The sequence below is a fragment of the Bacillus sp. 1021 genome, from assembly GCF_014534735.1.
In the GTDB taxonomy this organism is placed as follows: Bacteria; Bacillota; Bacilli; order Bacillales; family Bacillaceae; genus Bacillus; species Bacillus siamensis.
Window position 1 is genome coordinate 230,537 of record NZ_JACVSR010000003.1, and the last position, 13,608, is coordinate 244,144.

General features: G+C 48.3%; 13 protein-coding genes. 4 read left to right on the top strand and 9 right to left on the bottom strand.

Translation table 11 applies throughout. From position 1 onward, the window contains the following. Window positions 1-24: 24 nt before the first annotated feature. Both alaS and ICW23_RS12885 read right to left on the bottom strand, forming a co-directional pair. Window positions 25-2,661 (bottom strand): alanine--tRNA ligase, encoded by a 2,637-nt coding sequence (alaS, locus tag ICW23_RS12880; protein ID WP_188154595.1) that lies wholly within the window; start codon window positions 2,659-2,661, stop codon window positions 25-27. Window positions 2,662-2,992: 331 nt separating this feature from the next. Next, window positions 2,993-4,054, bottom strand: a complete 1,062-nt coding sequence (locus ICW23_RS12885) for an AI-2E family transporter (protein ID WP_045926790.1) — start codon at window positions 4,052-4,054, stop codon at window positions 2,993-2,995. A gap of 218 nt (window positions 4,055-4,272) precedes the next feature. On the opposite strand from ICW23_RS12885, the gene ICW23_RS12890 reads away from it, so the two are divergent. The 4 genes from ICW23_RS12890 to ICW23_RS12905 are packed head-to-tail and all read left to right on the top strand — an operon-like array spanning window position 4,273 to window position 7,231. Then, window positions 4,273-5,001, top strand: a complete 729-nt coding sequence (locus ICW23_RS12890; RefSeq protein ID WP_188154596.1) for an amino acid ABC transporter ATP-binding protein — start codon at window positions 4,273-4,275, stop codon at window positions 4,999-5,001. Window positions 5,002-5,021: 20 nt separating this feature from the next. Beyond that, window positions 5,022-5,849 (top strand): transporter substrate-binding domain-containing protein, encoded by an 828-nt coding sequence (locus ICW23_RS12895; protein WP_099744686.1) that lies wholly within the window; start codon window positions 5,022-5,024, stop codon window positions 5,847-5,849. A 56-nt stretch (window positions 5,850-5,905) separates the two neighbouring features. Continuing rightward, window positions 5,906-6,556, top strand: a complete 651-nt coding sequence (locus ICW23_RS12900; protein ID WP_099744688.1) for an amino acid ABC transporter permease — start codon at window positions 5,906-5,908, stop codon at window positions 6,554-6,556. An 18-nt stretch (window positions 6,557-6,574) separates the two neighbouring features. Continuing rightward, on the top strand, window positions 6,575-7,231 hold the full coding sequence (locus ICW23_RS12905) for an amino acid ABC transporter permease (protein WP_188154597.1): 657 nt from the start codon (window positions 6,575-6,577) through the stop codon (window positions 7,229-7,231). 35 nt (window positions 7,232-7,266) lie between these two features. Here the strand turns inward: ICW23_RS12905 and ICW23_RS12910 are convergent, their stop codons facing one another. The 7 genes from ICW23_RS12910 to ICW23_RS12940 form a co-directional block, all read right to left on the bottom strand. Then, window positions 7,267-7,398: a YrzQ family protein gene (locus tag ICW23_RS12910; protein ID WP_003152741.1), complete on the bottom strand. Its 132-nt coding sequence runs from the start codon at window positions 7,396-7,398 to the stop codon at window positions 7,267-7,269. Between the two features lie 21 nt (window positions 7,399-7,419). Continuing rightward, window positions 7,420-7,611 carry a hypothetical protein gene (locus tag ICW23_RS12915; protein ID WP_003152738.1) on the bottom strand — a complete coding sequence of 64 codons (192 nt, stop codon included), beginning with the start codon at window positions 7,609-7,611 and terminating at the stop codon, window positions 7,420-7,422. Window positions 7,612-7,623: 12 nt separating this feature from the next. Then, on the bottom strand, window positions 7,624-8,082 hold the full coding sequence (locus ICW23_RS12920) for a PRC-barrel domain-containing protein (RefSeq protein WP_060964668.1): 459 nt from the start codon (window positions 8,080-8,082) through the stop codon (window positions 7,624-7,626). A 118-nt stretch (window positions 8,083-8,200) separates the two neighbouring features. After that, window positions 8,201-10,579 carry an SF1B family DNA helicase RecD2 gene (recD2, locus tag ICW23_RS12925; RefSeq protein WP_049627096.1) on the bottom strand — a complete coding sequence of 793 codons (2,379 nt, stop codon included), beginning with the start codon at window positions 10,577-10,579 and terminating at the stop codon, window positions 8,201-8,203. Window positions 10,580-10,597: 18 nt separating this feature from the next. Beyond that, window positions 10,598-11,218 (bottom strand): tetratricopeptide repeat protein, encoded by a 621-nt coding sequence (locus ICW23_RS12930; protein ID WP_095532179.1) that lies wholly within the window; start codon window positions 11,216-11,218, stop codon window positions 10,598-10,600. Window positions 11,219-11,305: 87 nt separating this feature from the next. Further along, a complete protein-coding gene (gene mnmA, locus ICW23_RS12935) occupies window positions 11,306-12,421 on the bottom strand; it encodes a tRNA 2-thiouridine(34) synthase MnmA (RefSeq protein WP_016938823.1) in 1,116 nt (371 codons plus the stop codon). 35 nt (window positions 12,422-12,456) lie between these two features. Beyond that, complete coding sequence (locus ICW23_RS12940; protein WP_016938822.1) at window positions 12,457-13,596, bottom strand: cysteine desulfurase family protein; 1,140 nt, start codon at window positions 13,594-13,596, stop codon at window positions 12,457-12,459. Between the last annotated feature and the right edge of the window lie 12 nt (window positions 13,597-13,608).

Genomic DNA, 13,608 nt, shown 5'->3' on the forward strand with positions numbered 1-13,608 from the left:
ATCATTCTACACTAGTTGAAAGGATTATAAAACGGATTTTATCCAATCTTCCGCAGATGCGAGCGCCTCTTCCAATTTCTCAGGCTGCTTTCCGCCGGCCTGCGCCATGTCCGGACGGCCTCCGCCTCCGCCTCCGCAGACTTCTGCCGCTTGTTTGACCATTTTTCCGGCATGAAGGCCTTTTTCGATCAGATCTTTTGTTACGCCCGCTGACAGGTTGACTTTGTCATTTTGCACGGCGCCGAGAATGATGACCGCAGAACCGAGCTTCGCCTTCAGGTCATCCACCATTGTGCGAAGGTGGTTCATGTCTTTCGCGTTTACTTTTTCAGCCAGCACTTTTACGCCGCCGATGTCTTTTACTTTAGACAAAATGGCTCCGGCTTCCACATTGCCGAGTTTGCTGAGCAATGATTCATTTTCTCTTTGCGCTTCTTTCAGTTCCGCTTGAAGAGACTGGATTCGCTTCGGCACGTCTTTTACGTTTGATTTCAGCTCGTCCGCAGCGTGCTGCAGGAGGCTGAGCTGGCTGTTCATTTCCTGATAAGCGCCTTTTCCTGTCACGGCTTCAATTCTTCGCGTACCTGCGCCGATCCCTGATTCGGATACGATTTTAAACAGGCCGATTTCAGCCGTATTCGTGACATGGCATCCGCCGCAAAGCTCCAGGCTGTAATCGCCGACTTGTACGACGCGTACAATATCGCCATATTTCTCGCCGAACAGGGCCATTGCGCCCATTTCTTTTGCTTCATTGATCGGTTTCAGATCAATCGCTACCGGAATGCTCTCCCAGATTTTTTCGTTGACGATTCCTTCAATGCGTTCAAGTTCTTCTTTCGTTACTTGACCGAAGTGAGAGAAGTCAAAACGCAGACGGTTTTCGGTAACGAGTGAGCCGGCTTGGTTGACATGTGTGCCGAGTACGTCTTTCAGCGCCTGATGCAGAAGGTGGGTTGCCGTATGGTTTTTCACCACGCCGCTTCTCATTTGGTCCTCCACTTCAGCCGTGACGCTTGCGCCTTTTTGAAGCGTGCCGCTATCCACTGTGCCTTCGTGTACATGCTGGCCGTTCGGAGCTTTTTTCACGTCTTTAATGGTTACGACAGCCTGTGCGCTTCTCAGCACTCCTCTGTCACCGATCTGTCCGCCGCTTTCAGCATAGAAAGGCGTTTCATCAAGAAGAATCTGAACGGTATCCCCTTCATGCGCCTCGCTGATTAATTGCCCGTCATGAAGAAGCTCGATCACCTTCGCTTCAGTTTTTACGGAACTGTAGCCGACAAACGTGCTTTCTGCAGTAATGTCGCGCAATGCGCCGCCCTGCACCTGCATGCTTCCTACATCTTGACGCGCATTTCTCGCCCGTTCACGCTGTTTTTCCATTTCGGCTTCAAAGCCTTTATGGTCAACCTTCATTTGCTCATCTTCCGCGTATTCCTCCGTCAATTCAACCGGGAATCCGTACGTATCGTACAGTTTGAATACGTCTTTTCCGGAGATGATGCCGCTGCCTTTTTCCTTTTCTTTCTTTATCACGTCAGATAAAATGGCAAGGCCTTCGTTCAATGTTTCATGGAAGCGCTCTTCCTCCGTTTTGATGACTTTGGCGATAAACTCTTGCTTTTCTTTCACCTCCGGATAGAAAGCGTCCATAATTCCTGCAACAGTCGGTACCAGCTCGTACATAAACGGACGGCTGATACCGATTGTTTTCGCGTATCGTACAGCCCGGCGAAGGAGGCGTCTCAGAACATACCCGCGCCCTTCGTTTGACGGCAGAGCTCCGTCGCTTACCGCAAATGCGACCGTTCTGATATGATCGGCAATTACTTTAAAGGCTGTGTCCTTCACTGCATCCTTTCCGTAAGCACCTCCGGAAATACGCTCTGCCGCTTCAATAATCGGCATAAACAAATCAGTGTCAAAGTTTGTCGGAACGTCTTGAATAACGGAGACCATCCGTTCAAGCCCCATGCCCGTATCAATGTTTTTCTTCGGAAGCGGTGTGTACGTGCCGTCCGGATTGTGGTTGAACTCTGAAAATACCAGGTTCCACACTTCAAGATAACGATCATTTTCGCCGCCCGGATACAATTCAGAATCTGACGGGTCATTGCCGTATTTCTCGCCGCGGTCATAGAAAATTTCCGTATTCGGTCCGCTCGGGCCTTCGCCGATATCCCAGAAGTTTCCTTCCAGGCGGATGATTCTTTCTTCCGGAACGCCGATTTTTTCCGCCCATAGCGTATAAGCTTCTTCATCCTCAGGATGAACCGTTACAGACAGCAGCTCCGGATCAAAGCCGATCCACTTTTCGCTCGTTAAAAACTCCCATGCCCACGTGATGGCTTCTTCTTTAAAATAATCGCCGATGGAAAAGTTTCCGAGCATCTCAAAGAACGTATGGTGGCGCGCCGTTTTCCCCACATTTTCAATATCATTTGTACGGATTGATTTTTGCGCGTTCACAATTCTCGGATTCTCCGGCACAACGCGGCCGTCAAAGTATTTTTTCAGCGTCGCAACGCCGCTGTTGATCCACAATAAAGACGGATCTTCATGCGGAACCAATGAGGCGCTCGGTTCAACGGCATGGCCTTTTTCTTTAAAAAAATCTAAAAACATTTGACGCACTTCAGCAGAAGTTAAGTGTTTCATCTATATTCCTCCTTATCACTACCCGAAATTCTCTTTCGCGACAGCAAAAAAGCCCTCTCCCTATGCAAACCATGCGTTCACACAGGGACGAGAGCTGTCTCGCGGTACCACCCTGATTACAGGCCGAAAAAGGCCCGTCACCTTTCATCCCGTAACGCAGGACTGCGGCAGCCTTTAACTGCACTCAGGATTAGCTTCGGCCGATCTTCTGCTGAAGCTCCTTTCAGCGTATCGGAGCTTCTCTCTTAAACAGGGCTTCGGCGTACTCATATCCGTCACTCGAGATTCGTATGTATTCTACTCGAAATTATAGACAAGCAGAACCCGAATGTCAATGTTCCGTCCTGATCCGCAAAAAGTGAATGGCCGTCACTTTTAAAACAGCTGCTGCAGGAACAGCGAGAATCATACCGGGAATGCCCGCAAGCTCTCCTCCGGCAAGAAGTGCAAGCATAATCACGACGGGATGCATTCTGAGACTTCGCCCGACAATAAGCGGGCTCAAAATGTTTCCTTCTATAAATTGAAGAATAAAAATCGTGACGATTACGATGATCACAACCTTGGAAGAAATCGCCAGCGAAAGGAGCAGCGCCGGCACAGCGCCGATAAACGGACCGAAATACGGGATGACATTCGTAATCCCGATGGCAAGGCCCAAAATCAGCGGGTAAGGAATCCCGAACAGCCAAAATGAAACGCCGGCTATTAACCCGAGCAAAAAACAAACGAGAAGCTGCCCGCGGATATAATCACCGAGAGAGTCGTCCACATCCCGCAGAAATTCACTCCCCCTTTTCCTCCAAGACTTCGGCGTCAAATACCAGACCGTCTTTTTCATGACGTCTATATCCTTCACCATATAGAAAACGAGAAAAGGAATCGTTGCCGCGATCAGGATATAATCAAGCACGAAACGGATGCTTCTGATCGTGCTCTCAATCGTGCCGGCAAGAAACGTTTCTGTCTGCTGAATCATTTTATCCATCCGATGGTGCATGCCGTCAGGCCAATGATCTGTATGATTATGCAGGTGTCTCAGCATGCTGTTGTAGTTTTCGGCAAGACCGGGAATGCTCTCAGACAGATCCTGCAGCTGTTCAATTAAAACAGGAACCCCTTTATAAGCCCCCCAGCCGATTCCGCCGAAAAACAGGCAATAAATCAGAAGCAGGCTTAAAGTTCTAGGCATTCCTTTCTTATGAAGCCATTCAGTAATCGGAAGCAAAAGATAAGCAATAAATACTGCAATGAATATAGGAATAAAGAGAGATTTTATAACAAGCCATATGGGTGACCATAACATATCGAGCATACAAAAGACATACACTGTTAACAAAACGAGCAGACATACAGCCGTCCACATTAAGAGCTGCAGCGGTTTTTGAAGCATGATGTTTCACCTCTTGCTTTATCTTTTGACAGAAAGCCGGAATTATTCCCGTTTCCTAAAGTCAGCCTTATGTCGCAGACCTCATGGCGGAATTAATTATCTGAAATTACAAAAAAGTTTGAATATATTTTCCGGAAATTTGTATAATCATCGTAACGTTAAAGAAATTTCCATAACTGTTAGTCAATATGACGCATGTTTTTCTAAGGAGGATGACCATGATCTCATTTCAGGATGTAAATAAGCACTACGGACAGTTCCACGTGCTGAAGAACATTAATCTGCACATTAAAAAAGGGGAAGTTCTCGTTGTCATCGGACCATCAGGATCGGGAAAAAGCACGCTTCTCCGCTGCATTAATCAGCTGGAAACAGTTGATGGAGGCGTTTTAACGGTAAACGGCGCCTCCATCCATGACAAAAAAACGGATATGAATAAAGTCCGCCGCAATATCGGCATGGTGTTTCAGCATTTTCATCTGTATCCGCATAAAACCGTTCTGCAAAACATTATGCTCGCGCCGATCAAAGTGCTCAAGCAATCAAAAGAAGAAGCAAAAGAAACGGCCTTATATTACTTGAAAAAAGTCGGCATACCCGACAAAGCGGACGCTTACCCTTCACAGCTTTCAGGCGGCCAGCAGCAGCGCGTCGCCATCGCCAGAGGGCTTGCGATGAAGCCCGAAGTGATGCTGTTTGATGAACCGACATCCGCGCTTGATCCGGAAATGATCGGAGAAGTGCTGGATGTCATGAAAACACTCGCAAAGGAAGGCATGACCATGGTAGTCGTCACACATGAAATGGGATTCGCCAAAGAAGTGGCGGACCGCATCGTGTTTATCGACAGCGGCTCCATCTTAGAGGAAGCTGCACCGGCTGAGTTTTACGAAAGCCCGCGGGAAGAGAGGGCGCGTTTATTCTTAAGCCGTATTTTAAATCACTGAAAAGAAACGGGGGAACGCTTATGTCACGCGTAACAAAATGGTTATCTTTCGGATTGATCTCACTGCTGGCCGTCTTGATGCTGGCCGCCTGCGGAGGGAAAGAAACGTCCGGGGGTTCAAAGGGCACGGGAAAAGACACGTTAGCTTCTATTAAAGACAGAGACAAAATCATCTTCGGCGTTAAAACCGATACAAGATTATTCGGACTGAAAAACCCAAGCTCCGGGGATATCGAAGGTTTTGATATTGATATCGCCAAACAGATTGCAAAAGATATTCTGGGAGATGAGAAAAAAGCGGAGTTTAAAGAAGTGACCTCAAAAACGAGAATTCCGATGCTGCAAAACGGCGATATCGACGCCATCACGGCCACAATGACGATAACGGATGAGCGGAAAAAAGAAGTTGATTTCTCAGACGTTTATTTTGAAGCCGGGCAGTCCCTGCTCGTCAAAAAAGGAAGCCGGATCAAAAGCACCGAGGACCTGGGAAAAGGCTCAAAAGTATTGGCGGTAAAAGGCTCCACATCCTCACAGAACATCAGGGAAAAAGCGCCCGACGCCTCAGTGCTGGAATTTGAAAATTACGCCGAAGCGTTCACTGCGCTTAAAGCGGGACAGGGAGATGCGCTCACAACGGATAATGCGATTTTATACGGCATGGCGGATGAAAATAAACATTATCAGCTGACAGGCGGCACATTCACCGATGAACCTTATGGAATCGCCGTTAAAAAAGGCCAATCCGGGCTCGTCAAAGAAATCAACGCCTCTTTGAAAAAAATGAAAGCCGACGGCAGGTACGGAAAAATCTATAAAAAATGGATTAAAGAAGAACCGGCAAAATAGAATCGACCGCGGGATGAGCAGACATGCTCATCCCCGTTTTATAAGGAGTGAAAAACATGAACTTTACAATCTTAACGGAAAACTACGATATGTATCTGGACGGTTTCCTGCACACACTGCTTGCGAGCTTCATCGCGCTGGCCGGCAGCTTCGCTCTTGGCGTTCTGATCGCAGTCATGAGAATCACGACGTTCAAACCGCTCCAATGGATCGGCACTGCGTATGTGGAATTTATCCGGAACATCCCGCTTCTCCTCATCACATTCGTTTTTTATTTCGGACTTCCGAACGCCGGATTGAGACTGGACGGCTTTCAGGCGGGAACGATCGCACTGACGATTTACACGTCCGCCTTTATCGCAGAAGCCATCAGAGCCGGAATTCAGACTGTCTCCAAGGGACAGATGGAAGCGGCCAGATCGTCAGGCTTCACCTACAGTCAGGCAATGAGATACGTGATTCTCCCTCAGGCTGTTAAAATCGTGATTCCCCCGCTCGGAAACCAATTTCTCAACCTTGTCAAAAACTCATCAATTCTCGGCGTGGTGGCGGGACTGGATTTGATGTATCAGGCCGATCTCGTTTCTTCAAGCACTCTCGTCGTGTTTGATGTTTATATCTTTGTCGCGCTTTTTTATTTGATTTTAACGATACCGCTCAGCATCGGGGTTCATTATTTGGAAAGACGACTCGGAAAAAGTTATTAAAGAAGGAGAGTGAACAACATGGATTTTAGCGGCGCCTATACACCTGACCATCTGCTGTTTTTATGGAACGGCTTTTTGATCACGCTTTATGTTGCGCTTATTTCCATTGTCCTGAGTTTTATTTTCGGGCTTGCCGCCGGCACTTTGCGCTATGCGAAAATCCCTGCCGTCTCTGGCATAATAGCCGCCATTGTCGAAACCATCCGCAACCTGCCGCTGTTATTAATCATTTTCTTTACGTTTTTTGCCCTTCCGGAAATCGGCATCAAACTGGAAATTACCGCAGCCGCCATCACAGCGCTGACGATTTTTGAATCAGCCATGCTGTCAGAAATCATCAGAAGCGGTTTGCAATCCGTTGAGAAAGGGCAGATTGAAGCGGCGCGTTCTTCAGGACTGACCTACACGCAGACTCTTTTTCTCGTCGTCATGCCGCAGGCGCTCAGGCGTATGGTTCCTCCGATTGTGAGCCAATTTATTTCTTTATTAAAGGATACGTCACTTGCGGTGGTCATCGCTCTGCCCGAGCTGATTCATAATGCTCAGATTTTAAACGGACAAAGCGCTGACGGGGGTTATTTTTTTCCGGTTTTTCTGCTGGCGGCCCTGATGTATTTTGCGGTCAATTACAGCTTATCTCTTCTAGCCCGGCGGCTGGAAGAGAGACAAATGTAAAAAGGATACTTCCGAAGAAGTATCCTTTTTTCTGCTTAGAACATTTTCATAACTCGTCTTCTCATCCGTTTCATACCTTTTTTATTCAGCATATCGGACTGAGAAGCCATACGATACATAACGGCTCCAGCTCCTAAAGCCAATAGAGAGGTCATTGTTCTGCCCATCGCGCGTATCTCCTTTCAACATTAAAAATTGATACTGCGTTCGTCTTCAGAAAACAAATCATCAAGACTGCTTAACGTGCCGTCTTCCTCTACTTGATGTGTCGCAATTTTGCCTTTGGCCACCGTCAGCTCTATGAAGCAGCCCCAGCAATAGTATTGGTTTACGCCGATTTTGCCGATATCTTTACTTTTGCAGTTCGGACATACAAGCACAGACTACACCTCTTATCCGTTCAGGACGATGCCGTCTTTCCCCGCTTCAATAAGCGTATCGGCAGCGCGCCGCACTTGGCGTCTGCCTGCCAGATCTGAAAAGAAGCCGTCCGAGAGTTCATATGCTACGATTATGCCCTTGTCCAAACAAAAGTATACATCTTCCAGCAAACCGAACATTTCACCATCAGGCGATTTCACCGGCTGCATCTTAATCTGTTCAAAGGTGAAACAGCTCTTCGGCAAAGGCTGCAAGTGAGCTTCGGCGGCAGCTACGGCTTCTTGTTCCATCTCTTTTATATCACTGGCTGCTAAAAAAAGATGGCGGTTGTGAAACAGGCGTTTCTGCTCAAGCACGAAACCGAGAAACCGGCCGTCAAGAGAGAAACACACATCCGATATCATCCCCAGGCTGCGCCGGGTGTGTTCGTCATATACGGTTCGTCCTTCAGCTGCATGGCATGTTCTCAAAGTGTGATCAACCACCTTTTGTTGAACACGTATAGGTTTTGCCAAGAAGCCGGGCGCCATACTTTGAAATGACTTCCACAGGCGAAAACCCGGCGCATGAACATACGCCGGGTTTTATTTACGCTTTTTCTTCCATAAAGTCAAAAGGCGTGATGCCTTCCATTCCGATATTCGCATCGTATACACTGAACGGCAGCTCTTTTTGCAGGGCGGCCAGTTCTGCATCCATCTCTTCAGTCTGCTCTGTGAGCCTGTTTTTAAGTGACGTCTGTCTGACGGTGGCATCATTGTTTTTGACGCCCCATTCAAGCGCTTCTTCTTCTCCGCAAAGAATCAGAAATTTTTTGGCTCTTGTAATGGCGGTATAAAGGAGATTTCTCCTGAGCATTCGATAATAGCCTTTGACGACAGGCAGGACGACAATGGGAAATTCGCTGCCCTGCGACTTATGAATGGAACAGCAGTAAGCATGGGTAAACTGGCTGAAATCCTTTTTCGTAAAGGTGATTTCGTTCCCGTCAAACGATACGACGACCATGTCTTCTTTTTCCGTATTTTCTTTGGCATAAAAGATAGACACGATTTCGCCGATATCTCCGTTAAACACATTGTTTTCCGGCTGGTTGACAAGCTGTAATATTTTATCGCCCGTCCTGTAGACGACATCTCCGAATTTCAGCTCCCGCCTTTTTTCTTTCGGCGGATTCATGATGTCTTGAAGAAGCACGTTCAGTTCGTTAATTCCCGCTTTTCCCCTGTACATCGGCGCGAGCACTTGAATGTCTTTGGACGTATATCCCTTTTTCAGCGCGTTTGAGACGACTTGATCCACGACTTCTTTAATTTGTGAAGAATTACAGCGGATAAACGAGCGGTCCTTTGTCGGCGCGGTCAGCCCCTTGGGAAGCAGTCCCTTTTTCATATCATGCGCAAGTTCAACGATGGATGACCCTTCCGCCTGACGGTAAATATCTGTCAGACGCACGGTCGGCAGCACCTCAGAAGCCAAAAGGTCTCTCAGCACCTGCCCGGGCCCTACGGAAGGAAGCTGGTCTTCATCACCGACGACGATAAGCTGAATGTGCTTAGGGAGCGCCTTAAACAAATGGCTGGCGAGCCAAATATCGAGCATACTCGCTTCGTCTATAATAATCAGTTTCCCTTCAATCGGCTGATCTTCATTGTAGGTAAAGCCTTCAGCGCCATTCCAGCCGAGCAGCCTGTGAATCGTAACAGCCGGCAGACCCGTAGATTCGCTCATCCGTTTTGCGGCTCTTCCGGTCGGCGCGGCAAGCAGCACCGGAAAGGCTTCATCTTTTTTATAATCACCAGGGTCAAGCGATACTCCGTGCAGTTCACTGTACAATTCCACGATGCCTTTGATCACGGTCGTTTTTCCCGTGCCCGGTCCCCCGGTCAGTAAAAGCATCGGCGAGGACAGCGCTTTTTGAATCGCATCCTTTTGACTCGGAGCGTATTGAACGTTCATCCGTTCTTCCAGTTCACCGAGCGCAAGAAGAAATTCCGATTCAGGAAACTGATCGGCATACTCCGTCTGGGCCGCAATGTCGAGGACGCGTTTTGCGACGTTTTGTTCCGCGTAAAACAAGGACGGAAAATAGCAGCGTTCTCCTTCTATGACGATGTCCTTACTCTCCCCGAGGGCGATGATGCCGTCGGCCGCATCCATTTCCGTGACGCGGCCGCCTTCAGCTGACTGATTCAGAAGCGTTTGCGTATTGATAATCAGCTGCTTTGTCTCTATGTACGTATGGCCTTCTGAAAGACAGGTTGATTCGATCGTATATAAGATAGCCGCTTTGACCCGCTCCGGGTGGTTTCCTGACAGCCCCATTTTCCCGCCCAGCTCGTCGGCTTTCACAAAACCGATGCCTTCCACGTCCTTTACAAGCTGATAAGGATTTTCCTGAATTTTCTCCAAGGTTTCCGTTTCGTAAGCCTGATAAATTTTCATGGATAGCTGGGGCCCGAAACCGTATTGGTTCAGAGAAATCATAATCTGTTCAAGCCCCTGATGCCGCTGCAGCTCTCCCGCCAGTTTGTCCGCTTTCTTTTTCGACATTTTCGGCACATCATAAAGCACCGATGCATCAGCCAGAATTTTATTGAGCGCGCCGTCTCCAAGCTTTTTGACGATTTCTTCCGCCGTTTTTTTCCCGATTCCTTCAAACAGATCACTTGATAAATAGTGAATGATCCCTTCTTTTGTGGTCGGAATTTCTTTTTTAAAGTGTTCAGCCTGAAATTGCAGGCCGAACTTGGGGTGTGTGGCGGTTTTTCCGTAAAATGTGTAAGTCTCATCTTCTTGCAGCAGAGGGAAGTAGCCCGTTACGGATACGACCTTGTCTTCGATCGCCTCAGACGTTTCTGCAACCTTGACTTTCAGCACTGTATACAGGTTGGTGTCATTGTGGTAAATGACCGTATGAATGACGCCTTTTACATACGGCTGTTCCTCGATGTTCAGCTGATCCACGAGCCTTCCCTCCTTTTGTTATGACTGAGTGATAAGCTGTTTCGCATGAAGCGCGAGCATATGATCAGGCTGTATGCCGATTGCGCCTTCTAGCATCTCAAGCGCCTTTTCACGATTTTCTTTGTAAGCGTAAGCGACTCCGGCATTATAAAATGCGTCCGCATGGCTTGGGTCCTGTTCAATCACCGTCTCAAACTGCGCCAATGCTTCATCCAGCATTTCTTCGTTTGCGAGACACATTCCGAACTGGAAGCGCGCTTCCGTGTCATTTTCGTTTAATTCAACGGCCCGCTGCAAATACGGCAGCGCAAGCTTCGGCTGCTCTAATTTGACGAGAACGGTGCCGAGCATATAAAACAAGTCTCCGTTTTCCATTCCGGAGCGAAGCGCTTTTTCAAACATATCCTTCGCCTCGGAAAACGATTCCTTCATCACGTATACGTTTCCCGCTCCGTAATAAGCGGCTGCCGCTGAATTGTCTAATTCAAGCGCTCTGTTGTAAAATGCAAGCGCGCGTTCAAGTTCGTTCACTGAAGAAAGCAGATTTGCGAAGTTGATGTACGGCACCGGATCTTGGCCGTTTTCCTCAATCGCTTTCGTAAAAGCCTCTGCCGCTTTTTCAAAATCGCCCTCCTGCATGGCATCAATTCCGATTTTATTATAATCCATTTTTAACTTCCTTTCGCTAAAAAACCCCAACATGCGAGTTGAGGTTTTTTACATGTGTTATACGTACCACAATTTTGTTCCGTCTTTATAAACGTCATCTATCGTTCCGCCGCCGAGGCACTCTTCTCCGTCATAAAAAACAACGGCTTGTCCCGGCGTTACGGCGCGGACCTGCCCGTCGAAAATGATTTCCGCTTCATCGGCACCCGTCATTTTCACCGTTACTTTGTGATCTTCCTGACGATAGCGGAATTTCGCCGTGCATGTCATTTCGCCGCCGTCCATCAGACCGGGACGCGTCCAGCTGATATTTGTCGCCGTGATTTTATCGGAATACAGAAGCGGATTGTGGAATCCCTGATCGACATACAGAATGTTTTTCTCGAGATCTTTGCCGACGGCGAACCACGGCTCGCCGCTTCCGCCGATTCCAAGACCGTGGCGCTGTCCGATCGTATAATACATCAGTCCGTCATGACGCCCTTTTACTTCTCCGTCCATTGTCATCATATCGCCCGGCTGAGCAGGGAGATATTGGCTGAGAAACGTTTTGAAGTTGCGTTCGCCGATAAAGCAGATTCCCGTGCTGTCTTTTTTCGCAGCTGTCGCAAGTTCCGCTTCTTTGGCGATTTCCCGCACGCGGCTTTTCTGCAGATCACCGATCGGGAACATGACTTTGCTGAGCTGTTCCTGATTGAGCTGATTCAGAAAATAAGTCTGGTCCTTGTTTTCATCCAGACCGCGAAGCATGCGCACTGTACCTGCGCTTCTGTCCACGCGGGCGTAATGGCCCGTCGCAAGGTAATCCGCGCCGAGTGATAAAGCATGATCCAAGAAAGCCTTAAACTTAATTTCTTTATTGCACATGACATCCGGATTAGGGGTTCTTCCGGCTTTATATTCATCAAGGAAATACTGAAATACCTTTTCCCAATATTGCTTTTCAAAATTGACGGCATAATACGGAATTCCGATTTGGTTGCAGACCCGGATGACGTCTTCATAATCTTCAGTCGCCGTGCAAAAACCGTTTTCGTCCGTATCATCCCAGTTTTTCATAAAAATTCCGATTACATCGTAGCCCTGCTCCTTCAGCAGAAGGGCCGCCACAGAAGAGTCCACTCCGCCGGACATGCCGACTACGACTCTTGTATTCTCCGGCCGTTTTTCCATTTGCATTCACTCCATTAAAACGTAAGTCCGCCGTTTTAAGCAAGCCGTTTAACGACGTCGGCAAGCTTTTCGGCAGCTGTTTCGATTTGTTCCGCCGTATTGCCGAGGCCGAAGCTGAGACGGATTGACGAGGTCAGTCTGCCGCTTTCACTTCCGAACATGGCCGTAAGCACATGGGACGGAAGAACGGATCCCGCCGTACACGCGGATCCGCTGGAGACAGCAACGCCCTCCATGTCAAGATTGACCAGCAGCGCTTCCACCGGCACACCGGGAAAGTAAAGATTTAAAATATGAGGCAGGCAGTTCTCGGCATCTCCGTTCACCTCCGCTGTCACGCCGGCTTTTTCCAGCGTGCTCATGATGATGTTTTTAAACTCCTTAAACTTCGCTGTTTTCTCTTCCCGCTCACGGTTTGAAAGAACGACCGCTTCTTTTAAGCCGGCGATGCCCGGTACATTTTCCGTCCCCGCGCGGCGCTTTCGTTCCTGCTCTCCCCCGAAAAGAATCGGTGACAGCTTCACCTCTTGATTTACATATAAAAAGCCTGTCCCTTTTGGCCCGTTAAGCTTGTGACCGGAAACAGACAGCATGTCAATTCTGCTTTTTTTCACGTCAATCGGCATATAACCGAATGCCTGGACGGCATCTGTGTGAAAATAGGCCTGATGCCCGCTTAACAGCTCTCCGATTTCGTCAATCGGCTGAATGGTTCCGACTTCGTTATTGCCATACATGACGGTAACAAGGATTGTATCATCACGGAGCGCTTCTTTCACCTGATTTGCACTGATCCGTCCTGATGGGCCGGGGTTGAGGTATGTCACCTCAAAACCGTCTTCTTCCAGCTTTTCGCAAGCGTGCAGTACGGCATGATGCTCAACAGCGGTCGTAATGATATGCTTCCCTTCATTCTTCCGCGCAGCAGCCGTTCCGAAAATCGCTAAATTATCAGCCTCCGTGCCGCCGCTTGTGAAAATGATTTCCTGTTCTTTCGCACTGATTTCACGGGCGATGTCCGCTCTCGCTTCGTCGACCCATTTCCGGGACTCTCTTCCGAATGAATGGATGCTTGACGGGTTGCCGAAGCTGCCGAAGAAATGCGGCTTCATTTTTTCAAGCACACGCTCATCCATCGGGGAAGTCGCGGCGTGATCTAAATAAATCCGTTCCATTGTTTTTTACAC